This window comes from Dyella sp. 05T440, assembly GCF_056395965.1.
In genome coordinates this window covers 1-25883 of sequence record NZ_JBFTKN010000002.1, presented here as the reverse complement: position 1 = coordinate 25883, position 25883 = coordinate 1, and the positions used below count along the sequence as shown (strand labels likewise).

Here is a 25883-nt window from a genome sequence, read left to right as displayed (position 1 = left end):
TGGAAAGACGTCAATAAAACCAAGGAAATACTCATGAAGAAGACCCTTTTCTCGGCTGTCCTGGCTGCTGCGTTTGGCCTCGTTGCCCTGCAGGCTTCCGCTGCCGACGGCACCATCACCTTCAACGGCCAGATCACCGACACCACCTGCACCATCACTGGCGGCGGCGCAGCCACCGGCACGGGCAACATCACGGTGACCCTGCCGACCGTCAGCACCTCGGCCCTGTCGGCTGATGGCAAGACCGCCGGTGACACCAACTTCTCGCTGATCCTTGGCGGCGGCACCAACTGCGCCAACGGCAAGACGGCTGCCCTGTGGGTCGAGACGACCGCGACGCCGGCGCTGGATACCGCCACGGGCGCGCTGAAGAACCAGGCCTCCGGCGGCGCTTCCAACGTGCAGGTCCGCATGGTGAATCCGGCCAACAACCAGCCGATCAAGCTGAACATTAACGCTGCTGTCGTCAACGGCGCCACGCTGATCGCCGCCAGCAACCAGCCGGCTGCCACCATCGCCAGCAACACCGCCACGCTGAACTATGTGGGTCAGTACCTCGCCAAGGGTGGCGCCGCCACCTCCGGTGCGGTCTCCACGTACCTGACGTACTCCATGCAGTACAACTGATCGCTCTTGGGCTTTCAGGAGCAAGACCGGTTCGCCGGTCTTGCTCAACCCGATCCGGGTAAGTGTGGTTCGTTTCCCGCCTAGAGAGCAGTGATATGCATGTCTTCAGCCGCGCCTTGTGCGCCGTGACCGTCATCGCCGCGAGCCTCGGCTCCGCCCATGCCGGCATCACCATCAACGGCACCCGCGTGGTGTATCCCGCCGATCAGCGCGAGGTCTCGTTGAGCATGGTCAATGACGGCAAGGAAGCACGGCTTATCCAGGCATGGATCGATACCGGCGACGCCAGCGAGCGCGCCGAAACCAGCAAGGCACCGTTTGTGATCACGCCGCCGATGTCGCGCGTCGATCCCAGCAAGGGCCAGACTCTGCGCATCATGTTCACGGGCGCCGGCGATCTGCCCCAGGATCGCGAAACGGTGTTCTGGCTCAACATTCTCGAAATTCCGCCCAAGCCCAAAGCGGGCTCGGATGCATCAGACAACTTCATGCAGCTTGCGGTGCGTTCGCGCCTCAAGTTGTTCTACCGTCCCAAGGGCTTGCAGGGCTCGGTGGACGACGCGCCCGACCAGCTCCATTGGCGGCTGGTGTCCAGCGACAACCGCTACGACGTGGAGTGCACCAACGACACGCCGTACAACATTTCCTTCAGCGACGTTTCGTTCAAGGGCACGCCCGAGCAGCCGTCGGTAAGCAAAGGCGGCATGTGTCCGGCCAAGGGCAAGGGCACTTATCCGATTGCGGGCACGCCCGATGCCGAGGGCAAACTCGTGGTCACCGTCATCAACGATTTCGGTGGATTCAATCCACATGAAATGAGTTTCACGCGCTGACTCCTGGGTGTGAACGGCGCACTTCGCGCCACGGAGGAAGAGCGCGGCAAGGGCGCGACCGCACCGTTCGATGATGTAAGCGAATGGCGGGCAGGGCGCGGCGCCGGTCAGTTCGTCTTGAGTCGAGACGATGCTGCAGGCTCTACGAAGTGGTGGCCTCTTAAGGCGGCTCTGATGTTATCGGTGCAGCCGTAGCGCGATCCCCATCAACGCAAAAGGATCTGGATCATTTCCCGCACAGGTTTGGCGCGGCGCTCCAACGGACCATCAAGAGCCACATCCAGCAAGCCGCCCGACAGGGCATGACCCATCAAGACTGTCTCCGGCGCCGCAACGGCGGCTCGCCCGGCGGGGAGTTTTTGTCTCAAGGAACGCGGTGACATCCATGAACGCGACGAGCATCCCATCCATGTATTCCTTGCACGCGAAGGAAGCCGCTTCGCGCTGCATGCCGCGCCCAGGCTTTCTGAGCTGGTCGGTGATGTTGGCGCTGGGCCTGGCGCCGGCCGCCGTGCTTGCCGCCCCGGCTGCCGCCCCTGCGGCGGCGGCCCCCGCGCTGGAGCCTGCCGCTGATCCGGGGGGCGCCATCGAGTTCAGCAGCGCCTTTACGGCCTCCAGTCAGTCGGTGGACGTGTCGCGTTTCGAAAAGGGCAATCCGGTGCTGCCGGGCAGCTACAACGTCGACGTGTTCGTCAATGACGGTCGCGTCGCACGCAAGAACATCCAGTTCCACGCGGCGGACAGCGGCCAGGTGGCGCAGCCGTGCTTCGACTACGCGACCTTGGTGCAGATGGGTGTGGACGTCAACGCACTCGATCCGCAGGTAGTCAACCCGCAGAACATGTGCGTGTCGATCCGCGATATCAGCGCGGACGCCACCGTGACCATGGACGTAGGCGAGCTGCGCCTGGATGCATCCATCCCGCAGGAATCACTCAAGCGCCAGGCGCGCGGCTATGTGAGTCCGGATCTGTGGGACCAGGGCGAAACCGCCTTGCTGGTCGGCTACAACTTCAACGCTTACTCGCTCAACCAGAGCTACTCCGGTCCGCGCCATCCGGGCTACGGCACCGCCGTGGCCGAAGACGGCACGCCGCTCCAGGTGCAGGGCAGCCAGTATTACGTGCCGGGTCCTGGCGGTACGTATACGGCGGCTCCCTCGGGCAACTACATGCTCAATACCGCTGGCCAGTACGTGTCGGTGCAGCGCGGCACGTTTGCACCTGCGCAGGCCAGCGGCTACAGCTCCAACGACATCAACGCCTATCTCGGCCTCAACCTGGGTCTGAATGTGGCGGGCTGGCGCGTGCGCAGCCAGGAAAACGTGCAGTGGGACGAGCGCACCGGCAAAAAGCACTGGACCAACGTCAATACCACGGCCACCCACGACATTACCGCGTGGAAGGCCCAGCTCACCGTTGGCGATAGCTACACCCAGGGCATCGTGTTCGACACCACGCCGTTCCGCGGCCTTACCGTGTACAGCGATGACCGCATGCTGCCGGACTCGCAGCAGGGTTACGCGCCGACCGTGCGCGGCACCGCCAACACGCAGGCTCGCGTGGAGGTACGGCAGAACGGCAATCTGCTGTACCAGACGACGGTGGCTCCGGGTCCCTTCGTGGTCAACGATCTGTATGCCACCGGTTACGGCGGCGATCTGACGGTAAGCGTGTTTGAAGCCGACGGCAGCATGCACAGCTTCATCGTGCCGTATTCGGCCGTGCCGATGCTGCTGCGCCCGGGCGTGGGTCGATGGGCGATTACGGACGGACAGGTGCGCAACGATGCTCTGCGCAACGACAAGCCGTACTTCGTCGAAGGCACGTACCAGCGTGGCATCAATAACTGGCTGACGGTTTACGGTGGCGTGCAGTCCACCTACCGCGACCTGTACCACTCCTACCTGGGCGGTGCCGCCATCAACACGTCGATCGGCGCATTCGCGCTGGACGTGACCAACTCGCACACGACCTTCAAGGGTGCGCAGTCGCTGTCCGGCTACAGCTACCGTGCCTCCTATTCCAAGGTGTTTGCCACCTCGGGCACCACGTTCGCGCTGGCGTCCTACCGTTACTCGAACGGCAAATACCTGTCACTGAGCGATGCGGTACTCACGCAGGACATGATGACATCGATGCGCACGTCCAGCATGGATGTGCTCAACACGATGCGCCAGAAGCAGCGCCTCAACGTCACCGTCAACCAGGATTTTGGCGGCAAGTACGGCCAGCTGTATTTCAACGGTTCGCGCAACACCTACTGGAATGGCATGACCAATGCCACCACCTACCAGATGGGTTACACCAACACGTATAAGCGCGTGAACTTCGGCGTCACCGCCAGCCGCACGTTTTCGGCGGGCCCGATGTACAACGGCTCGCACTACGACAACCAGTTCGGTGTCAATGTATCGATCCCGCTGGGTGGGCCGTCCTCGCGCAACGCACCGCAGTTGTCCTTCAGTGCCACCCATGACGACGTCATGGGAAGCAACGACCGCGTCGGCGTCATCGGCACGTTCGGCAGGAACAGCGAGTTCAACTACGGCGGCAACGCGACCTACAGCGATTACAACAACAGCAGCTCGCAGACATCCGCAAGCGGCACGCTGGGCTGGCAGGCGCCGTACGCCAACCTCAACGGCAGCTACTCGTACTCCAGCCATTACCAGCAGGCGTCGGTCAGTGCGGCCGGTGGTGTGGTGGTGCATGGCGGTGGCGTCACGTTGTCGCCGCAGCTGGATCTCAGCAGCCCCATCGGCATTATCCAGGCGCCGGATGCCAAGGGTGCCCGGATCAGCAGCAGCGGTCAGGCCACCGTGGACAGTCGCGGCTACGCGGTAGCCACCAACCTGATTCCGTATCGCATGAACGACGTCACGCTCGATCCGGCGGGCACCTCCAGCGATGTGGAATTGCAGACCACCCGCCTGCAGACGGCGCCGCGCGCGGGTGCGGTGATTCCGCTGAAGTTCGAAACCACCAGCGGCCGCGCTGTGCTGATCCATGCGAAGCAGCCCAATGGGGATGCGCTTCCCTTTGGCGCCGAAGTGCTCGATGCCCATGGGCAGAGCATCGGCGTGGTGGGTCAGGGTGGGCAGTTGTTTGTGCGTGGCGCGGAAGAGGACGGGACGTTGCAGGTGCGTTGGGGTGATGACGAGGCCAAGCAGTGTCGCGTCAGTTATCAGTTGCCGGCGCGTGCCAGGAGCTCGCGTGCCGATATCGAAACGACCGACGCGATTTGTCGCTAACGTCCTGGTCCGCTGGAGCCAATCACATGAAAACAGATATCACATGGCGCACCGGCAGGCAGTTCATCTTGCTTGCCTGTTTGCTGACTCTCTTTACAGGCCGCGCGTTCGCAGCCTCATCATCGTGCACGGGCGGCAACCAGTCCTTTACGGTGACGCTGCCAAGCACGGTTTCGGTGCCGCGCGATGCGGCCGTCGGAACGCTGCTGACCAGCTGGTACTACAGCGTCAGCAATAGCGCGCTCTATCGCTGCACGGCTTCCGACGGCTACGTCGGCGGAAAAGGCCAGGTAATGTCTTTCACCTCGCCCACGGCTGTTTCAGTCGCTATTCCCTCGGGCTCAGGGACCGCCTCGGTCTATCAAACCAACGTGGCGGGCGTGGGCATTGCCGTGGTGGGATCGATTTACAACAGCTACGCCGGTTGGTCCGCTTGGAACGGATTCACCACGACCTATGAAGGTCCCATATGGACACACCTCAACGGTACGATTACGGAAGGCGTGCAAATTGCCATTGCGCTGGTCAAGACAGCCACTGTCACGGGTGGCGTTGTACCCGGCGTCGTCGTCCTGAACTTTGCGCCCGTTACGAATGCAGGGACGCAGACGAGCCAGCTTGACACCTTTGCGGTCACGCCCGTCACCATCGTCTCGCTGGCGTGCACGACGCCCAATGTCACGGTGCCGCTAGGTACCCATTCGCCCAGTGAGATGGCCAGTGTTGGCGCCACGACCACTGCCGTGAGTTTCAATGTCAGCCTCAATAACTGTCCTGCTGGATTGAACGCTATTCAGTACCGCATCGACCCGGTGACCACCCTGGTGAATAGCTCGCAGTCGATTGTTGCTCTGGATGGCAGCTCGTCCGCTTCCGGCGTGGCCGTGCAGCTCTTGAATTCCGCCGGGACCGCCGCTTACCCCTTGAGCAGCTATCAGTCCTTCAGCGGGTACACCAAGAGCACGGGCGGCAGCTACACCATTCCGTTCAAGGCGCGCTACTACCGCACAGGGGCCATTACACCCGGTACGGCCAATACATCGATGACGTTTACCATGCAGTACTTGTAGTCATCCAGATCGCTGCGTGAAGACGAAGGGCCGGGATTCCGGCCCTTTTTTTTGGGGACGTAAGCGTATCGGGCCCACTCCCGCCACCTCTCCCGGCAGAAAGTAGCAAGCATGAGATCGCATTTTCGATAGCTTCCACGGTGGCAGTGGCCCTGCCTACACCATTTTTCGACACACAGCTCACGACACAAGCTGACTGCGACCCGCTTTATCTGTGCGTGCGATTCATCCTGCCGCAAGGAAACGGAATGCACACTCCGGTAACAATGATTTCGGCCTCGTGCCTCGAACGGAGATAGACCCATGCGCAACGCTTCCTTGCTCCTGGCCGCTACCCTAGCGCTTGTCCTTAGCTCGCACGCCTTTGCTTCGGACCGCCCCGATCCCGGCAAGCTGACCACCCGCTGCCTGGATGCGGCGGCGAAAAAGTTCGATGTGAAGAACGACTATATCCAGCTGCAGCCGGTGCAGGCTGCCGATGCTGGCTACACGATCACCGGCGTTGCCGACGCCGGCATGGATGGCAAGAAGAACTTCAGCTGCCAGTTCGACAAGAAGGGCAAGCTGGCCAATCTCGTGCCCGAAGGCAAGTAATCCGAGGGAGGGTGGCCGCGCGCAAGGCGCGGCCACCGATCAGGCGACGGCTCTTTGACGTTGCACGGCGTAGCGTGTGGCGGACTGCCGGGAGTTTCCGGTGCTCTGCGTTCCCTCCGGGAGATGACCTATGCCAACGCCTGCCAAGCTGAGTTTCGCCAGCGATATCCTCCCCATGTTCACGGGCATGGATGTCGCTCACATGATCAAGAGCATGGACCTTGGTGACCGCGACAGCGTGTTCCAGCATGCGGACGCCATCTACAAATCCGTATCCAGTGGTCACATGCCGCCGCCGTCGTGTGGCGAGCCTCGCTGGACCGAGGACATGTGCGCGAAGTTCAAGCAGTGGCAAGAGCAGGGCGGCGAGCCGTAACACGCCGTCGATGTCGATCGGGCAGGGCTCGGCGAGCCGCGCCCGGAATGGCTGCGGCGTCACGTTGCAGTCGACATCTTTCGCTTCGATAAGGACGCTGCCATGCCTGCCACGAACGATAGCCATCGCGACCCATGGCCCGAACTTTCCTACCCGGACTTCGCCGGTACCCAGTACTTGCTGCACATGGGTCTGCAAGCCGTTGGCAAGTTGAAGCTCAAGGCACCGTTTCAGCCGCAGTGGTCCGCGATCGCGATGGCGATGAGCGCACGTGGATTGACCACGGGGCCGATCGACTATGCGGGTGGTGTGTATGAGGTCAACGTCGACCTGATGGCGCACGAGCTGATCTGTGTCACCAGCTGGGGCAGCTCGGGGAGCTTCAAGTTGGCGCCGATGTCGGTGGCTGAGTTTGTGGAACGGCTCTTCGACGTGCTGCGCAAGGTAGGCGTCGACGTATCCATCAACCTGATGCCACAAGAAGTGGCCAACCCCATTCCATTTGACCAGGACAAAGAGCCTCGCCCGTATGAGCCAACCCTGGCCCATCACTGGTGGCGCATCATGCTGAGCACACAGCGCGTGATGCAGGTTTTCCGCGGTGCCTTCGAGGGCAAGACGCAACCCATCGGCCTGATGTGGGGAACGCTCGATATCCGCGATGTGCTCTACAACGGCAAGGCCGTGGCGCCGCCGCCCAAGTCCGACTATATCCGCCGCAATGCGATGAACGCCGAGCTGATCGAGATGGGTTGGTGGGCTGGCAGTGCCGCGTACCCGAAGCCGGCGTTCTATTCGTTTGCCTATCCGCAGCCCGCAGGCATCGAAGGCGCACCCATCAGCCCGGCAAGCGCCCGCTGGGATTCGGCCATGGGCGAGTTCATCCTGGATTACGACGACCTGCGCCAATCGAACGATCCGGATGGCGATCTGCTGGCGTTTTTTCGGACTGCCTACAACGCCGGGGCTCAGCGTGCGGGTTGGGATCCGAAGCTTTTGGGGAGCGGAAGGCCTGTTTAGCGACTGCTTTCCGTTTGGCAGGGCCCTGGTTTGTCCGCAAGTTGGGGCACAGGCTCCGATGGAAGCGGCATCAACGCAGGTAGCTACGCAGCACGGCCATCACGGGTTCCAATTCCCGTAACGCCTTTGGGTTGGCTGCAGCCACATGTTCCCTCAGGTGTTCCTCCAGCAGTTGGCTCATCAGTCCTTGGACCGCACCGCGTATCGAGGCGGCCTGTTGTAACACCGCATCGCAGTCGGCATCCGCCTCCAGCGCCTTTTCCAATGACGCCACCTGGCCGCTGATGCGGCGCACCCGCGTGATCAAGGACTTTTTGTTCTGGATGGTGTGAGACATGGTGATCTCCTGATGATGCGCGTAGTATAGGGGGGTATACCATGTATGAGATACCCGTCGTGACGATCCCTGACCCATCGCCCTTCAAGCACCCCCACCAGTTCAACGAAGGCAATCCGCTTGCCGAGAAGAACACCCTTCGGGCCGTCGTCATCACCGCGATCATGATGGTGATAGAAATTGTTGGCGGGTACTGGCTCAATTCCATGGCCCTCCTGGCAGACGGCTGGCACATGAGTTCCCATGCATTGGCCTTGGGCGTCTCCGCGGGGGCTTATGTCCTGGCGCGGCGATTGGCCACAGATAGCCGCTTTGCCTTTGGCACCTGGAAGATCGAAGTGTTGGGTGGTTATAGCAGCGCGCTCTTACTGGGCGTGGTGGCTGTGCTGATGCTTGTGCAATCCATCGAGCACCTGGTGAACCCAGCCCCCATTCACTACAACCAAGCCATTCCAATCGCGGTGGTGGGGCTCTTCGTCAACCTGCTTTGTGCTTGGCTATTGAAAGATGGTCATCACCACGATCACGATCACGGCCATGGTCACGCGCACGATCACCACCATGACATCAACTTGCGCTCAGCCTATCTCCACGTGATTGCTGATGCGGCTACATCGGTGCTTGCCATCCTCGCTCTGCTGGGTGGCAAATTTCTCAACATCTCTTGGCTGGATCCCGTCATGGGTGTCGTTGGCTCCGTCCTGGTCGCTCAGTGGGCCGTCAGCCTGCTCAAGCAGTCTGGTCGCATCTTGCTCGATGCGGATATGGATGCGCCCGTAGTGGAAGAAATCCGCGACGTCGTAACCGACAAGCTCCCGGGCACGTCCATTAGCGATCTCCATGTCTGGCGGGTGGGCAAAGGCCGCTACGCCTGCATCCTGGGCCTCGTCACCGACGCACCCCTGACGCCGGCCCTGGTGCGCGGGCATTTGTCCATCCATGAAGAATTGGCGCATGTCACCGTCGAGATTGCCCAGGCCGATGCGCCAACCCTGGTGTACTTTCCCCGACCGCAGCAGGTCTGAAGGTCACGTGCAGGCTCAATGCTGAGGTTCGGTGATTCGTAACGGAGGTTTCCCGCCAACTGGATTCAACCCGCTTTCGCTTGATCACCATCGCGCCTACCTATGTAGTTTTGCGTGGTATCAGCTCAGTAGTATTTCCTTTGGCATTCTGGCGTGCATGTTTCCGCAATGGTATCGACGTCGGTAACCATCGTACGCAAGCGCGGCTTGCGTCGTGATCGCTTCGCGACCGATTCACGTTATCTCGCCGACAATCGCTGGTGCAGCGCGGGTAGCACACGCCCACTGCATTCTCAGGAAACTGCAATCACCGCAGACGCCGTTCGACCTTCATCACCCTTTCCAGGGAGTGGTCGCCATGAGCATCCCCTTCACGCACTATTTCCGCATCCTCGTTGCCGGTGACCGCAGCGAGGAGGTCAGCAGCGTCATCGAGCAGGATCTGCATTTCCGCACGTCGGTAGTGTCGCCGCGGGATTTGGCAGAGGCGATTCGATCCGGTGCCGATGTGGGTGCCATCGTGGTGTCGCGGGAACTGGCGCCCGTCGCTATCGAAACCCGCGATGCGCGTGGACTGCGCATGCCCATCTTCATGATGAGCGACCGCCACGATGAGACATTCCACGATCCGTTCCTGAAGTCGCTGGATGGCGTCGTTATCGCTGATCTTGAAAGCCGCGACTTCTACGAGAAGCGCCTGGCGGCCTCGGTGGAGCAATACGTGTCGAGCCTGCTCACGCCGTTCTTCGGCACGCTGATGCAATACGACTTCGACGCCAATCGCACCTGGGCCTGCCCGGGTCACCAGGGTGGACAGATGTTCATGCGCCATCCTGCTGGACGGTTGTTCTACGAGCACATGGGCGAGAACGTGTTTCGCGATGACATCTGCAATGCCATGGTGTCCCTGGGTGACTTGCTGATCCACGAAGGACCCGCATTGGCGGCGCAACAGGCCGCGGCGCGCGTGTTCCTGGCCGATCGTACGTACTTCGTGCTCAACGGCACCTCGGCATCGAACAAGGTGGTCAACACGGCGCTGCTGACCAGCCGCGACATCGTTCTGTTCGACCGGAACAACCACAAGTCCAATCACCACGGTGCGCTGGTTTTCGCCGGGGCCATTCCCATTTATCTGCAAGCCGATCGCAATGGATTCGGCATGGTCGGCCCGATCGACTGGGCTGCTTTTGATGAAGAGTCGATACGCGACAAGATCAAGCATCATCCGCGCCTGAAGGACACCGATGCCTGGAAGCGCGAGCGGCCCATCCGCGTTGCCATCATCGAGCAATGCACCTATGACGGCACCGTGTACAACGCCAAGAAGGTGCTGGAGAAGATCGGCCATCTTTGCGAGTACATCCACTTCGACGAGGCGTGGGCCGGTTTTGGTGCCTTCCATCCGCTGATGAAAGATCACTTCGGCATGAGCCTGTCGCTGACCGACAAGGACCCGGGCATCATTGCCACCCAGTCAACTCACAAGCAGTTGGCCGGCTTTTCGCAGGCCTCGCAGATCCATGTGCGCGACGCGCATATCCGCGAACAGCCGTTTCGCGTGAACCATAAACGGTTCAACGAGATGTTCATGCTGCAGGCGTCGACGTCACCGTTCTATCCATTGTTCTCCAGCCTGGACGTCAACGCGCAGATGCATGCCGACAAGGCTGGTCGCGTGCTGTGGGATGACATGGTGAAACTGGGGATCGAGGCCAGGAAGGCGATACGCAAGCGGTTTGCCGGCTTCCTCAACCCGTTCGTGCCGGACACCGTGAAATACCAGGGCGAACGCGTCAAGTGGGAGGACGTGCCCACCGATGTACTGGCTGTGGAACAGGAGTACTGGCAGCTTGACCCGCAGGAAACCTGGCACGGCTATCGGCATCTGGGTGCCGATGCCGCGATGGTGGACCCGACCAAACTCATGCTCACCACGCCCGGTATCGACCCGAGAACGGGCGCATATGCCAGCAGCGGCATTCCTGCCACGGTGATCGCCAACTACCTGCGGGAGAACCATGTCATCCCGGAGAAGAACGACCTCAACAGCATTCTCTTCCTGATGACGCCTGCGGTAGGCGAGGGCAAGATGGCGATGCTGCTCGCTGCACTGGAGCGCTTCCGCGATCACTATGACGAAGACCATCCGCTCGATCAGGTGCTTCCAGCGCTGTCCCGCAAGTACCAGGAGCGATATCGCGGCTACACCGTGCGTCAGGTCGCGCAGGAAATGCACGAGTTCTATGCGTCAAAGAACGTCAAGGAATTGCAGCGCCTGAGTTTTCGCTACGAATCGTTCCCGGAGCAGGCGATGTCGGCACGCGAAGCGAATGAAGCGCTGGTCAGCGGACGCGTGGATTTCGTGCCCATGGATCAGGTCAAGGGTCGCATTGCAGCCACTCTCGCGCTGATCTATCCACCGGGCATCGGCATCGTGATACCGGGCGAGCGCTACGACGATCGCGCGCAACCCATGATCGATTACTTCCTGGCTTTCGAGGAAAGCTGCAACCGGTTCCCGGGCTTTTCCTATGAGGTGCAAGGGGTGTATCAGGTGCCGGAGGACGGCCGAGTGCGCTTCTATACGTACGTGGTCAACGAAGGTAAAAGCTGACGGGGATTTCGAGCGGTAGCGATTATCGCGGCCGATATGTCCAGTGGCGACCATGCGCTGACATTTTGTCAGCCCCGAGCCCTCACGCTCGCCTGCGGCCACGCGGACATCCATCTCGCCCAACCCTGACAGACGCTACGAACCTTGCTTGTTAGGGTCAGTCGGTCATTCGCGCTGCCGTGTTGCACGGCCTCGCGAATGACCATGACCACCAGGTCATGAGGCGCGGGCCGTGAGTGCACCAACACCCACGACCCGCTAACCATCACCAACTTGAAGAGAGTTGATCATGGCTATCCGCGATCATACGGTACGCATTCGCTCGTCCGTTCCCCCTGACGACACCCTCACTCCTCCGCCTCACGCCCCGTCATCCACGTCGATGGCATGGCCCGAACCCCTGCGTCTTGTCACTCGCGGCGACATCGCGCTGGCGGTGCTGGCCCTCACGCGCTTGCGTGTCGACAGCGAGCAGTGCCGCCAAGCGCAGGCGCGGGGATTCCCCGGCAAACCGCTGCCATGGCCGCTTCCCGTGGCCGTCACGGCCAGCCTGGGCACGGCGATCTACTGTCTCCAGCAGTACGCCCGCCGGCTCGGTGACGAGCGTCGAGTGAACACCATACGCTTCCGATGATCGCCGTTTCAGCGCATCGGCCGGCACGGCGATGCGCTGCACTCGGGCGATCACCGACAAAGCTGCCAAGCATTCACTGACACGGAGCGCTGTAAGCGCCTGAGCCGCTGCGGAGCCGTGTCCGACAGGGAGGAACCACCATGGAACTGATCCAGCTCACCCCGCACTCGGAAGTAGACCCCTCGCAACCCCTGCGTGCCCCCGGCGACATCCTGCTGCACGCCTACCTGATCCCGAGCGCCCTCAACCCTGCCCAACTCGCCCGTCGCAGCGGCATACCCTCCGATCAGATCAAAGCCTTCATCGCCGAGACTCACCCCATCACGCCCAAGGTCGCCATCCGCCTCTCCCTTGCCTTCGACACCACCGCCTTCTACTGGCTGGCACTTCAGGCGCGGTACGATCTGGAGAGGGCGAAGCCGGTGATCCGTGCCTATCGTCCCCTCGTTGATTAACGACAGACGCACGATAAATGGAGCGGAGACGGTTGAGTCCAACCGCCATTGGTTGATTTAACTACCTCCGTCGCGTTTGCTCGAAAAATCCCTCTGCAAACTCGATCAAAAGCAAACACCTGTGCCATGAAAAATCTAACTGGAATTCTGGCCGCAATGTTCGCCGTCGCAGGAGCAGGTACGTCAATGGCGAAGGATGAATCAGTGCTTCGAGCCACGGTTCTTAAAGTCTCGGAACGCCCATCGCTTGTCGCGGGTTACATAGGCGCTTGGATCGAAATTTCCACAAGCGCCGACGGTGGCAGAACAACCTCCGACCTCTATCTTCTATATGGCTCTGAACAGCAGAGCGTCCCAGGCGCGGGACGGCTTTGTAGCTTTCGCTACCATCTGGGAATTGTCAGCGGCGCAATCGGAAGCCAGCCTGGGCGAAAAGAGGGTGTCAAAATCATCGACCACTTCGATTGTGAGCCTGCTCAAAGCGCTTCGCGTTAGCGTCTGCGCCACCGCCTGCCGCTGACCCCGTACGTGCGCGAAGCATTCTGGGGCGGTGCGGAGAAGCATTGCATCGACTTTGAACCCTATCCGCAGGCGATTGTTGCCTGACCAGCATCGCGCGAGCCTGCTGGTCCGCGGCAGCTGGCTCCTACACTTGTGCGAGTCAGCGACGCCGTGATTGACTCATCTGCTGAAGAATCCGGCAGTGTTCGAACGCTCACACACTTCGCCGTGACCGTTCCCGGCTCTCGATGGACAAGGAAAGCGCGATGAAGCTTCTCCTCACCTCCGGCGGCGTCAGCAACCCGAGCATCCGCGACGCGCTCGTCGACATGCTCGGCAAACCCATCGCCGAATCGACCGCTCTGTGCATCCCCACCGCGATGTACGGCATGCTGCCCGGGACCGCGGTCATGACGTGGCGGCAGATCGCCGGACAGACGCCCACGCCCATGGTCGAGCTGGGATGGAAGTCCGTAGGCATGCTTGAGCTGACCGCGCTGCCCAGCATCGACGAGGAGAACTGGGTCCCCTTGGTCAGGCAAACCGATGCCTTGCTGGTGTGTGGTGGCGACGTCCTGTATCTGCACCACTGGATGCGTGAGTCCGGCCTGGCGGATCTGTTCTCGTCGCTCAGCGAGACGGTCTATGTGGGGCTGAGTGCCGGCAGCATGGTGATGGCTCCGTACGTGGGCGAGAGGTTCGTGGGCTGGAAGCCGACCGCCGGCGGTGATGGCGCGCTGGGCATGGTCGGCTTTTCGATCTTCCCGCATCTGGACAACGCCATGTGCCCGCAGAACACGATGGCCGACGCCGAGACGTGGGCCGCGCGGTTGCCGGTGCCAGGGTATGCGCTCGACGACGAGACAGCCATCAAGGTGGTGGGCGGTGCCGTCGAGGTGGTCTCCGAGGGGCACTGGAGGCTCTTCGAGCGTCAAATCGTGGGGCCGTAGCCCCGTGTCGATCCCGCAAGCACTCGTTCGTCGCATCCATGTAGGTGACCATGCCGGCCACCCCTTCCGCGAAGGAGATAGTCATGTCTTATATCGATGGTTTCGTGATCGCCGTACCCAACGCCAACCGCGAGAAATTCATCGAGCACGCCCGTACTTTCGACGCCATTTTCGTGGAGTTCGGCGCTATCCGGGTGGTGGAGTGCTGGGGAGACGACGTGCCCGATGGCAAGCTCACCGATTTTCGCCGCGCCGTGCAGGCGACGCAGGATGAATCCGTAGTGTTTTCCTGGGTGGAATGGCCCGACAAGGCCACCCGCGATGCCGGCATGGAGAAATTCATGAAAGATCCGCGCATGGACGCCGCCAGCGAGTGCCCCTTTGACGGCAAGCGCATGATCTTCGGCGGCTTCAAGGCAGTGGTCAGCCTGCCTAAGTAGGGCGGCCCTGTTTGATGCTGCTGAAAAGGGGCTCTGCCTGACGATTCGTCGTTGCGGCAGGCCCGCCTTCGGCTTAACTGGCCACTAACGGGAGGAAGCGCAGCTTGAGAGGTGCGGGAGCTTCGCCCGAACTCCTCGCTGGCCTTCTCACCTGGATCGCCATCTCGGCGCACGCAGGGTCCCCTTTAGGCGATAGCCGTGGCCGGCCACTTTCCTCTCGATACTCACCGTTCTGCGAGTGCTCTCGGCCAGCTCGCTATTCACCTGCGCGATGTGTGGGATCGCCTGTTGGGAGCGCCCGCATCGAAGCCACCTCCGATCCTGTCGCGAAGACAGCACCTCGCGGCGGTCGTGGATGCGGCCCGAAGGATCAACCGGGGCGGCGGGCGATGATCGTCCGCGCCTTGGCGGGATGGGGGCATTGCTTCCGACCATTCCGTCGCGGCGCTTATCGACACGCGCCGGCCATTGAAGCGCCGTCGTGCGGCAGGGTTACCGTGGCGAATAACAGACTCATGCAAGAGGTTTGTTCGATCTGTCTTGAAGCCTGGGGGCGATAGACTGCATGGCGCTTACTCGATCACAGCTGGCTGATGGACTCTTGTCCCTGGATGCAGAACTGCTCAGGCTCCAGAGCAATGGTGAGCCCGAGGAAACGATGCAGTTGGCGTTTGAGCACATGGTCTATACCTCGACACGCACCGTCGGGCCGCCAGATCGCCTGTGGTGGTGGAGTCAACTTTATTCGGCGATGGACCAATGGGCTGCTCGCGCAGAGCGGCCGGCGGGGCTGAGCCGTGACCACGAATCTTGACCCGACCCAAGAGGGCCTGTGTCGCTATCCCTCGACAGACGGTTTTTTTGATATCGCCTCGTTCTTCGTGATGCGCAGGGGGCAGACCCGGTTCGTGCCCTGTCGATGCAGGTCAAGCTGCAGTCGACCGTGTCTGGGTCGATGTGGTTGCCAGGCCTGCGCTTGGCGTTCTGCGGCTGAGGGGCCGGAGCACAAAAGCTATCCAGCGAAGTTTTGACAGGGGCGACGTGCGCCTCCGCCCCCTGGCGGACATTCATCGTGGCGGCACTGGGCTGAGGTCCGGTATCCATGAAGTCCCGGTAGCCGATACTCTTGGCCCGAACGCCCCATTCGTCCGCCTCAGCACGCAGGAGGGTTGATCGATGAGCACATCAAGCCTGGTACTGACGCTCTTCATCGCATGGACACTCTTCTTGCTCGTGCTCATGGAGGGCATTCGCTCTTATCTGGTTGTCTCCGGGCGCGCCCGATCCAACGAGTTCAAGCCTGATAACGCGAACCTCTCGCCATTTTTGCAGCGGCTGGCGCGAGCGCATGCCAACTGCATCGAGAGTCTCCCTGTGGTTGGCGGTCTTCTTCTCGTGGCCATCGCGACCGGCCGCAGCGGTGTTACTGATGGGCTGGCCCCGTGGCTTCTGGTAGCCCGCATGGCCCAATCCATCACTCACCTGGTCTCCTTGAGTGTCTTGGCGGTCAACGTTCGGTTTTTCTTCTTCGCCGTGCAGCTGGCAATCGCGATCTACTGGACGTGCGCCTTGCTTGCAGGATAGTTACCGCGCCTGGACCCAAACAAACTCGATGTCGTCCTGGACGGCTTCGCTGATCTCTCCGGCGGGGACGCCCGTAAGTTCGCTGACGCGACCATGCCGCATGCCGAAGAAGACACCGCTGCGCCGAAAGATGGCAGTCCATGTGACGCGATCCGGATTTGCGTGTTCGTAGTCGCCTTCATACGTAAAGCCGTTGGTGGTCTTGCCCGAAATGCTGGTCATGAGGATTGCCTTTGTGCTTATTTGGTTGAGCGGGGCGTAAAGGGATCTGGCGACTGAACAAGGATTGAGCGCCCGTCGGCAATCTCGCTGGGCGCCGCTTGTATGGGTGCACCGTCGTCATCCATGCGGGCATCGTCCATTCCCTGGCGAATTTTGTCGCTGTTGCGCGAATCGCGCTCAGGAGCGCGCCTGGCTTGCGCTACCGGCGTTTTTGCCCACATGCTCGCGGCAGATGCTTTGTAGCTCGGAAACCAGCGATTACGCTGCTCACTGTCCGTCGCTTCCGGAACGGGAGAGAAGTGCAGCGTGTGCGGATAGAAGTAAAGCGAGTTCACTTGATTGGGGTTGTACATGGCGATGCCTCGAGTGTGGACCTGCGGCTGGCAAGTCAAGAGCAAGCGCTAGCCTGCGGCTCCGACATACGCGGAGAAAGCTCAGAGGACCTACTACAAAGCCATGCAAACAATCTGAGGCGCGAGGCGGGGCTAACCGTGCCTCGGCACACCCTCAACATGCGCCTTCTCCCGTTACGCGGCTGTAAGGGGAGAGCGCTCGATATCGGGTGAATAAAGGGCAAGGGGGCGACGCTTCCCGTGCTTCCACTCCCATGAGGTGGGGCTGAAAAGGGTACTCAGGCCCCGACTCTTACTTTCTTCGCGTAGCCAACGGATCGCACAAGGATCAGCACAAACAACAGCGCGATGAAGATGGCGTAGGCATATTGGCTCCTCGACACCCCCGTTCCATACGGAAACCAGATTCCTGGCACTCCTACGGCGCTGAGCTCCGTCGCGAACAGGCCTATGCCCACAAGGATCGCTGCAAGGGCGGCCAGCCAGGTGGAGGGCTTGGCCGATCGCATCACGCCAAGGCCAATAGTCCAGAGGTAAAGCGCTGCAAATACCAGGCGCAGGCCTTCGATGATCATGCCGGCAAATGCCTTGAAGCCATGGGTTGCTTCGGGCGCAAACCAGGGGCGGCCGAGGCATGCAATGGCCACATAAGCCACCGTGAGTGCGCCGACGGCGCGCCCAAGCCATGAGTGCCGGTTCAAGCCAAACCAGTCGCGCCATGCCAGCGTCCATGCGGCCAGCGTGAGGGGCCTCAGCAGTACGGTGACGGCAATGTCGTAGCCTCGCAAGCTGAGATAGGGCGTCCAGAAAAACAGCACCTGATTGAGGCGAAGAAGCGCCAGAAAGACCAGCGCGGCGACCAGCCATCGATAACTGTCGGCGCTCCTGCTCGCCATCAACCCCACGACCATGATCGCCAGCAGCACCAGGGCGAGCGGCTCGACCGCATCAACCACGTAACCCTTGAACGTCTGTAACCACTGCGTCTGATGGAGCTGGCCTATGGCATCTGCCGCGCCGATCACGGGAGCAACATGCATCCCGCCGCTCTCCGCACCCGCTTCAAGAGGATCCAGCCATACACGAAATGCAATGACGTAGGTCTGCGTTTGAGTCGATGGTGACGTGGGCAACACGAAGACAGTTGGTTTGGCGGCGAATACCGTGGGCGGTGCCTGCGAGAACTCGCCCGGGCCGCCGACCAGCGTTCCGTCGACATAGAGCTGATACGTTGAATCCACCAGCGTCGGGCCAGCCAAGGCAAGTGCGCTACCTTTATCGCTGTCGACTGCGACCTTCATTCGATACCAGGCATAGCCGGTGTAGTGGGCATGGCCGCGTTGACTCCAGCCGGTGACGTAACCCGGCAGGCCGACATCGCCATCATGCGCGCCGGCGGCAGGCGTGAGGTCAACGGTTTCCCATCCGCTGTCGTCGAAGTCCGGTGAGGACCAGCGATCATCGTCGCCAGGGTGAAATCGCCACGGGCCGTTCAGCGGTACAGTCGAATGCCCAAGGACGACACTGGCGTCGGGCGGAGGGCTGGCCACCGCATGTGCGCTTCCGATCGTGGAAGCCATGAGCAGGCAAAGCGAAACCAGGTAGCCAGACCATCGCATCACATCGAGCTCCGTGGCGATTCCTGGCGGCAGTCTAAGAGTCCTTTTGGGAAAACGCACGAACGTTGGTCGCCAGGGCAACGCCGTCCCGGGCCTTCGCCCACCTCGATTACCGCTAGCATGGGGCGGGCACCCACCAAGGTCACCTGCGGGCGACAACGTTCGCTTTCGATCCGAAACGGACTATCAGGAATGCCTGTTTGCAACCATTTCAAGTGGAAGCCATGGGGGGAGAAATGCTCAAACGACTCGTTGCAGCTTTTGCGTTTGTTGCATTGCCATGCCTGTCAGCACAGGCCGGCCCAAGTGCGCAGACATTAGAGCGAGAAGATGCGGCGGTCTTGCGAGCCGCCCTGAGTTCGCAGTGCCAGGCCGAGGATGGTTACGTCCTGCTCTCGTCTACGACTGTTGCCCCCAGGGGGAGCGACGATCTGGAGTCGATCGATGAGTCAGGTGCTTTTGCCGACCTGAAACGCAGAAGCGGCTCCGCAACTTCGTTGCCGGAAAGCCTTGAATGCAAGGGGGTGCGGCTGCACCGCGAGCAGGAGATCCAACGGATTTTCGACGGTCAATCCATGGCGGCGGGCAAGGCATCGTTGGACGAGGCCTGGAAGAAGCTGTACGAATCTTATCCCGGAGCCACTGGCTGGACGTCCGTGAGTCTTCCGGGCTATTCCCCGGATGGAGAAATCGCGGTTGTCTACGTGGCTCATCACTGCGGTAGCCTTTGCGGGCAGGGTTTGTATGTGTATATGCGCCGCGCCAAAGATCAGTGGAAGCCGCTCATTCGCTTTCCCGTCTGGGTTTCGTGAATAAGTCTGCTTTCGAGCCGAAGCGGACCGTCGAGACATGACCGGTCTTGGGCGAGGGGGATAGGGTGAGCCAGGGGGATTGCGTGCGCAGACTTCAATGCCTGTTTTTCTTCTTGCTCGTCGCGTCATCAAGCACACTGGCCAAGGCGGCAGGTGACCCGGCCGTGCTTGTTGCCGCGCACGACGTGGCGATGGCAAACATGCGGGGTGACACCATCTGTGGAGGCGCGGCACCTGGCGCCTCGCGGCCTGATCGGAAAAGGCTCGCCGCCTTGGTGGCTGCGTTGCCCGATCCCAACAAGAGTTATCCGTTCGGCGACCTGGAGATAACGCCTCTCGGGTTAGCCGTGCTTGCCGACGACGTGCCGCTGCTGGACAGCCTTTTCGGTCGGGGAGCGCAGTGGCGCAAAGACGCCGCCGACAGCATGGCGATGCATGAGGCCGCCCAACACGGTTCACCGGCGATGATCAAGGCGCTCTTGCGCCACGGCCTTCGCCCCGATCCAGGGCAGCCAGATGAATTTTCGCCGTTGATGGCGGCGGCCTGGGAGGACAGGGCGGAAAACGTCGCCGTTTTACTTGAGGCCGGAGCCGATGCCAGTTTTGCGCTGCCCAATGGCAACAGCGCATTGCGCGGCGCCGTGACATGCAGGAACCAGCGCATTGTCGATGCCCTGGTGCACCGCGGCGCTCACCCAGATGCCAAGACAATGCGCCTGGCTGTGGAGCGCGGCATCAAATTTCCCGACTTTTGAAGGTTGCCCCCGTGCCATGCACGTGCCAGCCGTTGTGCGCGTGCCGCTGCACCGACAAATGCGGCTGCGAAGCATGCGTGCTTCAGTCCGGTGACGTTTGCGATGAAGCAGGCTTATGCGAGGTCACGCCAGGCAGTCCCGCGGGGCAGTCGGTAACAGGCCACCCGCGGGTTAACGGTGAAGTGGACGGCGGCCGCACCTGGGCGCGGGGCGAAAGCGCGAACGCCGTCCGAATGCCCGTCATGGGCCCATGCATTATTGGGCAGGCGAGCGTGGCTCCAGGCCGACTATTCGCCGTGCATCAGCGACAGGTCAAGGGCAGATATTGAAGAGGGATGCCATTGATGTTTCGGTCGGTACACACCCATTGGACCGAGCCATTGGTGATTACCGCGGCAAACCCCAGCTGAAGGCCGGCGATGGCGGCGTTGGCCTGTTGCCCATCTGTGTTGTCGAAGTGCACCAGAACGTTACCGGGCCGCGAAAGTGCATCTACACGGCCCACGTACTTGCCGGCATAGGCATTGGCGCTCTGCAGCCCCGCCTCAGCTTCCGTGGTAGGGAACGTGCCGGTGTTGTAGTAGTACTCGGCGACTGCGAGCTTTGGGCCTTCGGCCAACGAAAAGCCTTCCATCACCTGAGAACGAATCACGTAATTCTGATACGCAGGTATCGCAATGGCTGCCAGGATCGCGATGATGGCTACGACGATCATCAATTCGATCAACGTAAAGCCCGCCTGCCGATGAGTGTCCATATAAATTCTCATATGCCCCCTAGCACTCAAGAATTTGGCCCAGTAGAAGTGATGCGCATGCTTGGTTGCTAGTGCAACAAACCCGGAATACCGAAGGTGGCGCACCGTCACGATTCTCTGCGCGAAGGAAAGATCGACGGCAAGCTGCTATCGGCCAAAGAGCAAAGACCTTGAATGCGGGTCCTGCTTTGCACGAAATAATCCGTCCAAGGCACGCGAGCGCTCGAGATCCCATGGGTACCAACTACCACGCGCGGCGACGATAGCCAGCGCCATCACGGCGGACAACTCGGCCCAACGAGAAATGTGACGTCGTTACGCTTTTTAGGGACGATGCTTTTTTGGCCGTGATGCGGTCGTTGTTTGTAACAATTCCAGTTGTCTATCGAGACAGCTGAAACGGTTACTCGCCTGTTGGGCTTCCATCAACGGCTCCTTGTACAAACCGTGCGAACGCAACTTAGCCAAGATGGGCCTGTTTGCCATGGACGTTCGGCTTCTTGCTCCGGACGTCGCCACCTTGCTCGATGTCCCTGAGCTTGCGATGCTGCCCAGGTCAGCGTTGGACACTTCCGTAGGCGGAGGGAACATGGCAGCAACCTATCGTGTCACCGTGTCCTGCGCAGGTATTTCCCCGGAGGAAGCTGCTGCCGGCATTCCTGCAATTCTTGAAGAGGACAAAGGGGTCAGAGCACTTTTCTAGTCCTGCCTCGTGGCCGAACTCTCGCTACGCGAACTGGATCTTCCTCAGCGAGCTTATAGAGAGAGTGCGCTGACCCCTTTGTTGAGCTTCGGAAAGGGAGTGTCCGACTCCCACTCAAAGCGGGCTTGGGTGCGCTGATTTGACCGGGATCCATTGTTACAATTTCTATATATAAACAGGGGGGGCTTGTATGCGAATAGGGAAGGCGACAGTGCTTTGCGCGTGCCTGGGATTGACAGCGTTTGCTGGCCACGCAGGCGATCTGCGCAAGCAAGTAGTGGCGAGTACTCTGGTGACCGGCTCGGTGAAGATCAGTCCCGAGGGCAAGGTGGATAGCTACACCATTGACCAGGCAGCGAAGCTTCCGCCGTTCGTTCGTGACTTGCTGGACAAAAACATCCCCACTTGGACATTTGAAAGGGCCATGACCTTGCCGGTGGATATCACCGAGCGAATGACCATCCGACTTCTGGCCAAGGCCGTCGACGATAAGCACGACACGATAAGCATTGTTTCGGCCTCGTTTGACGATGACTTCAAATCCGTCGACGAAACCGTGAAGCCGGATAAACAAGTGCAACCGCTATATCCCGGGACATCGCTCAGCGCAGGGGTAAGCGGCACGGTCTATACGTTGATCCTGGTTGGAAAGGACGGCCATTCCGAGAAGGCCATTGCTGAGCAGGTGAATCTGCGCACGGCAGTACCCGCCGAGGCTCAGGAGCGCTTTCGAAAGGACCTTGGCTATGCCGCCACCAAGGCTTTGAAGTCCTGGACATGGCACGTGCCGACATCAGGCAAGTTCGTCAACCGATCCGGTTGGTGGGTTCGGGTTCCCGTCGCTTTCATCGGGCGCGTCTATGGCACCCCGGAGCCTAAGCAGCCCGGCCCGGGCGATTGGGACGTCTACATCCCGGGGCCGCGCGCTGCAGTGACTTTTGGCGAAGCTGAGCCCGATGCGCATGCCCAGGCATCGGATGCCATGGCTGACGGTACCGTTCACCTTACCGACTCATCGGTAAAGCTGACTACGCCTTTGGGTGGCAGTTAGGAGGCGGCTGTTGGCAGGGCTGGGGGTATATGCGCTCGCGGCAGTCCGAGAGGGCTGATGATGCCGCGGTCTGCTTGTGACCCAGAGTGGACATGCCGGTCAGGGTCATGGAAATCGTCGACAGGGGGACTTATGACGAGCTACCAGCGGATTGCCACGCTAGTTCTTCGGCTCTTAGGAACCGTCTGGACTGCGTTCTTTGCCTTTGGCTGGAGCCTGTACTTCATCGAGATGGCGCTTGGCGTTGAAGTTCAGCGCTACCCAACGCATACAATCTTTGGTAACGCTGCTTACGTAGCTCTTGGGCTGCTGGTGATTGTCATATCGAAGCCCCTGGGACGTTTAGTCGCCCTCGGGCTGGAGTAGAGGCGAAAGGTTCGCTTTCGACCCAAAGCGGACTTGGACGCGCTAATTTGACCGGCATACATTGTTAGGATTTCTACATACTCGGATGGGCTGTGGGGAGCTCGGTCAATGAGGTGTCTAGCGTTTCTGTTGTTCGCGTTCATTTCCTTTGATGCTGCGAGCAAGCCTTCCAGCTTCTTTCCGGAAGATCTCAAACCCGCTGCGCGCGAATACGCGCGTGCCGCTTGGCTTGCACCGTTAACGTCGACCGCCGACTTTGAGCTCCGCGTCTGGACCCGCGACTACATGTCCGGCGCGGTCACTGGATTTATTGTGTCTAACCGCACGCAGCGCTCATTCGAAAGCGAGTCGTCCCATGATCAAGGAAGGTTGCTCGTCAAAGCGGCCAATCTAGGAGCCGAGAAACCGGCGCTCGATCTGGTTCGACTGAGAAAGCTCATTGAGGTCTTGAAGGCTTACAACGGAAAAGCTGTGTCGTGCGGTGTTATGGATGGCGAATCGGATCTGGTGGACGCGGTTGTGCAAGGCCAGATTGTTACAATCAAAGTCGACAACCCAAGATTTTGTTCCGACAAGGCGTCTAAGACTGTGGCACTTCTTCTCGATGCACTTCGGCACTGAAATAGGGCAAAAGGTCAGTCTCCATGTGGCAACCCATGCGGTGTCCCCAGCGCCGACTGCCTACTGGTTATCGAGGTTTTGGGGGTTAATGATCCCAGTCCTATGCGAGACTGAACTGTCCGCTTTCGACTGCGACTTCAGCCGGTCGACGCAACACATTGCTGGAATCGTTCGGCCGGCGTGTCGAAATCCAAAGTAGACGGTGCGAGGATCTTCGAGGCGGAAATGGCCTATAGGGAAGGGGAAATGAGAGGGTCAACAGCTTCGGCTAGATGGATAGGGCAGTGGCTAGTGGGCTGGATGTCCATTGGCCCGTTCGCGATCGGATTCGATCTGGCCTTCCACATTTTCAGCTCGACGCCAGTCATACAGCGCATGAGAGGCGAGGCGCCCATTGCGCACGTTGGTTGGGTGGCATGTGGGTTCTTGGGCATTGCCACAATCATTTGCCTTAAGCGGCGCCCGCTTGTTGGTTTCTTTCTGTCGTTGGCCATGGCTATCTTGTACGTGATTTCGGGTTTGGCCCTATGGCATCAGCTGACGTTCTATTCGTTTCTCGCAGGGACTCTTCCTTTCATCGCTGGCTACGTCGCATTTGGGCCGCCTGAGGAACGTGCGGAGGGCAGTTGATGTTGTTGCATGCTCCGTTTTCGACCCGCGGCGGATAGTCGCCAAGGAGGCAACATGGTGGGTTTTGTGCTCGTTATCATCGGCGCCTCCGTTGTCGGCGGACTGCTCTTGCACATATCGCACAAGAGCATGGAGCTCTATCGTGGGCGGAAATGTATGGGGAAGCTTTGGCGCAGGGAGTTCCCCGGCTCGCCGAAAGAAGACATCCGGCAGTTCCTTTGGTTGTTCGCCGCCGCGTTTGCCATTCCTCGGCGGCAGGCTCTCCTGCTTCGCCCGGATGACGAGTTATTGGCCATTTATCGGGCTCGCTATCCCGTGAGCGACTGGCCCGACGCGCTAGAGTTTGAGGTTCTCGCGAACGACCTGGATAGAGTCCATCACCTGTCGTTAGAGGAGATCTGGCACGACCGGCTCTCCATGGGTGAGCTTTTTGCGATCCTGGGTAAACAAGGGCGAAAGCGAGCCAAGTAGAAGGTCTGCTTTCGACCCGGAGCGGACGCTCTTGTTGCCGGCTCTGAAGCCATAATACCGGGCCGAATGACTCGCTTGCCAAACTTTCTGAGGGGAGAGAGCGACGATGAAGTGGACACCGCTCAATAGGGGGCTAGCTGTATTCGTGTTCTTCTTCTTTTCGTTTGCCGTCGTTATCAACGCTACGCCGAACAATTGGATAAATCTTTACAGACTTAGCGAGCAGGGTGTTCCCGTTCGCGCAACTGTCACGGCAATCCACCCGGAAAATCATCGTGCTTGCGACTTTTCGTACGAAGTTGGTGACCGCGTATACAGTCACTCGGAATCGTGCCATTTGGAGATTGGTGAAGAATCCGTGCTGAGCTACTTACCACGCAGGCCATCGGTCGCAATTGGTGGGTCGGCGAACGACGAGCTAAAAGCGGCGGTTCTTGTCCCCCTTGGCATGTCCCTGGCATTTGCGATTTTTGCTGCCCTGGGTACGTGGTTGATGGGGCGGCGTCGGGCGAGACACGCTTGATGAAGTGCCCGCTTCCGACCCAAAGCGGGCAGTATTTACTAGGGACGATACGCCTGTGCCAATGAAGGGCTTTGCATGAATTCAGCTAGCTATTCACTTCTCTTCTCGCTGGCCGCACTCGCAGCAACGCCCTGCCTGGCGGATGTGGATGGCTGCTCGGACATGGCAAAGGCTGCTTCTGATGCGGCACTGCCGGCCATAAAGAAGGCGTTCGCCATCTGGAGAGCAATTCGATGCAGCGTGTATTAGGTGCCAACACGGCAGTCGCCCTGGCTTTGCTCTCCTGGGTATTTCTGTTCTTCGCGTTGACCTCTCTTCTAGGAGATCCGAAGCCCGGACTGGCGGCTGAGGTTGTAGCCCTCAAGCTAAGGGGCTTCTGGGCGCTCTCGGGAATAGGCCTGGGTCTGATCTTGTGGTCGGGATGGCTCGCCGCACGGGTCTTTTCAACGGCGAAATGGCGCGCGATGTTGGCGATCTTGTTCTGCATCATGGGTGCTGCGTTTGTCGCTTACACCCTGTTTTGAAGCCGTCGTTAATGTCCGCTTTCGACCGATGGTGTTGAAAAAGTCGTCATTTCGCCAGTGGCTCGTCGGTCCGATGATGAGTTGGTCGGTTCCCAAGTGAAGAATCGACAGGCAAACGCTCTGGCTCTGTCATGCGGGGACCACATCGATCCCTTTGGTC

28 protein-coding genes are annotated in these 25883 nt (G+C 60.3%); 23 read left to right on the top strand and 5 right to left on the bottom strand.

What is annotated here, in order from left to right:
- The first annotated feature begins 33 nt into the window (after nt 1–33).
- The 7 genes from AC1DE1_RS01870 (at nt 34) to AC1DE1_RS01840 (ending at nt 7773) form a co-directional block, all read left to right on the top strand.
- Nucleotides 34–627, top strand: coding sequence for a fimbrial protein (locus tag AC1DE1_RS01870; RefSeq protein WP_477177827.1), 594 nt, complete (start codon nt 34–36; stop codon nt 625–627).
- Between the two features lie 95 nt (nt 628–722).
- Entirely contained in the window at nt 723–1460 is a 738-nt protein-coding gene (locus AC1DE1_RS01865) for a fimbrial biogenesis chaperone (protein WP_477178854.1), read from the top strand.
- A gap of 385 nt (nt 1461–1845) precedes the next feature.
- Nucleotides 1846–4713: a fimbria/pilus outer membrane usher protein gene (locus tag AC1DE1_RS01860; RefSeq protein WP_477178853.1), complete on the top strand. Its 2868-nt coding sequence runs from the start codon at nt 1846–1848 to the stop codon at nt 4711–4713.
- A 26-nt stretch (nt 4714–4739) separates the two neighbouring features.
- On the top strand, nt 4740–5783 hold the full coding sequence (locus AC1DE1_RS01855; RefSeq protein ID WP_477178852.1) for a fimbrial protein: 1044 nt from the start codon (nt 4740–4742) through the stop codon (nt 5781–5783).
- 303 nt (nt 5784–6086) lie between these two features.
- Nucleotides 6087–6377 carry a hypothetical protein gene (locus tag AC1DE1_RS01850; RefSeq protein ID WP_477177823.1) on the top strand — a complete coding sequence of 97 codons (291 nt, stop codon included), beginning with the start codon at nt 6087–6089 and terminating at the stop codon, nt 6375–6377.
- A 130-nt stretch (nt 6378–6507) separates the two neighbouring features.
- Nucleotides 6508–6753 (top strand): hypothetical protein, encoded by a 246-nt coding sequence (locus AC1DE1_RS01845; RefSeq protein WP_121879940.1) that lies wholly within the window; start codon nt 6508–6510, stop codon nt 6751–6753.
- A 102-nt stretch (nt 6754–6855) separates the two neighbouring features.
- Nucleotides 6856–7773 carry a DUF5996 family protein gene (locus AC1DE1_RS01840; protein ID WP_477178851.1) on the top strand — a complete coding sequence of 306 codons (918 nt, stop codon included), beginning with the start codon at nt 6856–6858 and terminating at the stop codon, nt 7771–7773.
- 70 nt (nt 7774–7843) lie between these two features.
- Here the strand turns inward: AC1DE1_RS01840 and AC1DE1_RS01835 are convergent, their stop codons facing one another.
- Nucleotides 7844–8110 carry a metal/formaldehyde-sensitive transcriptional repressor gene (locus AC1DE1_RS01835; RefSeq protein ID WP_441603346.1) on the bottom strand — a complete coding sequence of 89 codons (267 nt, stop codon included), beginning with the start codon at nt 8108–8110 and terminating at the stop codon, nt 7844–7846.
- A 41-nt stretch (nt 8111–8151) separates the two neighbouring features.
- Between AC1DE1_RS01835 and dmeF the strand changes: the two genes are divergently transcribed.
- From dmeF to AC1DE1_RS01800, 7 genes are all read left to right on the top strand, one after another.
- Entirely contained in the window at nt 8152–9135 is a 984-nt protein-coding gene (gene dmeF, locus AC1DE1_RS01830; RefSeq protein WP_477178850.1) for a CDF family Co(II)/Ni(II) efflux transporter DmeF, read from the top strand.
- A 358-nt stretch (nt 9136–9493) separates the two neighbouring features.
- Complete coding sequence (gene speC / locus AC1DE1_RS01825) at nt 9494–11752, top strand: ornithine decarboxylase (RefSeq protein ID WP_477178849.1); 2259 nt, start codon at nt 9494–9496, stop codon at nt 11750–11752.
- A 289-nt stretch (nt 11753–12041) separates the two neighbouring features.
- Entirely contained in the window at nt 12042–12386 is a 345-nt protein-coding gene (locus AC1DE1_RS01820; RefSeq protein WP_477178848.1) for a hypothetical protein, read from the top strand.
- Between the two features lie 140 nt (nt 12387–12526).
- Complete coding sequence (locus AC1DE1_RS01815) at nt 12527–12841, top strand: HigA family addiction module antitoxin (protein ID WP_477178847.1); 315 nt, start codon at nt 12527–12529, stop codon at nt 12839–12841.
- A gap of 767 nt (nt 12842–13608) precedes the next feature.
- Nucleotides 13609–14292 carry a Type 1 glutamine amidotransferase-like domain-containing protein gene (locus AC1DE1_RS01810; RefSeq protein ID WP_477178846.1) on the top strand — a complete coding sequence of 228 codons (684 nt, stop codon included), beginning with the start codon at nt 13609–13611 and terminating at the stop codon, nt 14290–14292.
- Between the two features lie 83 nt (nt 14293–14375).
- Nucleotides 14376–14732 carry a DUF1428 domain-containing protein gene (locus AC1DE1_RS01805; RefSeq protein ID WP_441603352.1) on the top strand — a complete coding sequence of 119 codons (357 nt, stop codon included), beginning with the start codon at nt 14376–14378 and terminating at the stop codon, nt 14730–14732.
- A gap of 1176 nt (nt 14733–15908) precedes the next feature.
- Entirely contained in the window at nt 15909–16316 is a 408-nt protein-coding gene (locus AC1DE1_RS01800; RefSeq protein ID WP_477178565.1) for an MAPEG family protein, read from the top strand.
- Here AC1DE1_RS01800 and AC1DE1_RS01795 read toward each other — a convergent pair whose 3' ends face one another.
- From AC1DE1_RS01795 to AC1DE1_RS01785, 3 genes are all read right to left on the bottom strand, one after another.
- The gene (locus AC1DE1_RS01795) at nt 16317–16538 is read right to left on the bottom strand and encodes a TonB-dependent receptor (protein ID WP_441603354.1); all 222 of its coding nucleotides are present in this window, start codon (nt 16536–16538) and stop codon (nt 16317–16319) included. It lies immediately after the preceding gene.
- A gap of 17 nt (nt 16539–16555) precedes the next feature.
- The gene (locus AC1DE1_RS01790; protein WP_441603355.1) at nt 16556–16891 is read right to left on the bottom strand and encodes a hypothetical protein; all 336 of its coding nucleotides are present in this window, start codon (nt 16889–16891) and stop codon (nt 16556–16558) included.
- A 278-nt stretch (nt 16892–17169) separates the two neighbouring features.
- Nucleotides 17170–18513, bottom strand: a complete 1344-nt coding sequence (locus AC1DE1_RS01785) for a glycoside hydrolase family 2 (RefSeq protein WP_477178845.1) — start codon at nt 18511–18513, stop codon at nt 17170–17172.
- A gap of 197 nt (nt 18514–18710) precedes the next feature.
- Here AC1DE1_RS01785 and AC1DE1_RS01780 point away from each other — a divergent pair, with 197 nt between their 5' ends.
- Nucleotides 18711–19322, top strand: a complete 612-nt coding sequence (locus tag AC1DE1_RS01780) for a hypothetical protein (protein ID WP_477178844.1) — start codon at nt 18711–18713, stop codon at nt 19320–19322.
- Nucleotides 19323–19405: 83 nt separating this feature from the next.
- Nucleotides 19406–20077 (top strand): ankyrin repeat domain-containing protein, encoded by a 672-nt coding sequence (locus AC1DE1_RS01775; RefSeq protein ID WP_477178843.1) that lies wholly within the window; start codon nt 19406–19408, stop codon nt 20075–20077.
- Between the two features lie 301 nt (nt 20078–20378).
- On the opposite strand, the gene AC1DE1_RS01770 is transcribed toward AC1DE1_RS01775, so the two are convergent.
- Nucleotides 20379–20945 (bottom strand): pilin, encoded by a 567-nt coding sequence (locus tag AC1DE1_RS01770; RefSeq protein ID WP_477178842.1) that lies wholly within the window; start codon nt 20943–20945, stop codon nt 20379–20381.
- A gap of 896 nt (nt 20946–21841) precedes the next feature.
- On the opposite strand from AC1DE1_RS01770, the gene AC1DE1_RS01765 reads away from it, so the two are divergent.
- The 7 genes from AC1DE1_RS01765 to AC1DE1_RS01735 all read left to right on the top strand — a co-directional run bounded on the left by AC1DE1_RS01765 (nt 21842) and on the right by AC1DE1_RS01735 (nt 25723).
- Complete coding sequence (locus tag AC1DE1_RS01765) at nt 21842–22588, top strand: energy transducer TonB (RefSeq protein ID WP_477178841.1); 747 nt, start codon at nt 21842–21844, stop codon at nt 22586–22588.
- Nucleotides 22589–22720: 132 nt separating this feature from the next.
- Complete coding sequence (locus tag AC1DE1_RS01760) at nt 22721–22954, top strand: hypothetical protein (RefSeq protein WP_477178840.1); 234 nt, start codon at nt 22721–22723, stop codon at nt 22952–22954.
- A 129-nt stretch (nt 22955–23083) separates the two neighbouring features.
- The gene (locus AC1DE1_RS01755) at nt 23084–23575 is read left to right on the top strand and encodes a hypothetical protein (RefSeq protein WP_477178839.1); all 492 of its coding nucleotides are present in this window, start codon (nt 23084–23086) and stop codon (nt 23573–23575) included.
- 684 nt (nt 23576–24259) lie between these two features.
- Complete coding sequence (locus AC1DE1_RS01750; protein WP_441603990.1) at nt 24260–24676, top strand: hypothetical protein; 417 nt, start codon at nt 24260–24262, stop codon at nt 24674–24676.
- A 106-nt stretch (nt 24677–24782) separates the two neighbouring features.
- A complete protein-coding gene (locus AC1DE1_RS01745; protein ID WP_477178838.1) occupies nt 24783–25199 on the top strand; it encodes a DUF3592 domain-containing protein in 417 nt (138 codons plus the stop codon).
- 75 nt (nt 25200–25274) lie between these two features.
- Nucleotides 25275–25448 carry a hypothetical protein gene (locus tag AC1DE1_RS01740; protein WP_477178837.1) on the top strand — a complete coding sequence of 58 codons (174 nt, stop codon included), beginning with the start codon at nt 25275–25277 and terminating at the stop codon, nt 25446–25448.
- Nucleotides 25433–25723, top strand: coding sequence for a hypothetical protein (locus AC1DE1_RS01735; protein WP_477178836.1), 291 nt, complete (start codon nt 25433–25435; stop codon nt 25721–25723). Before AC1DE1_RS01740 ends, AC1DE1_RS01735 begins: the two co-directional genes overlap by 16 nt.
- Nucleotides 25724–25883 lie beyond the last annotated feature (160 nt).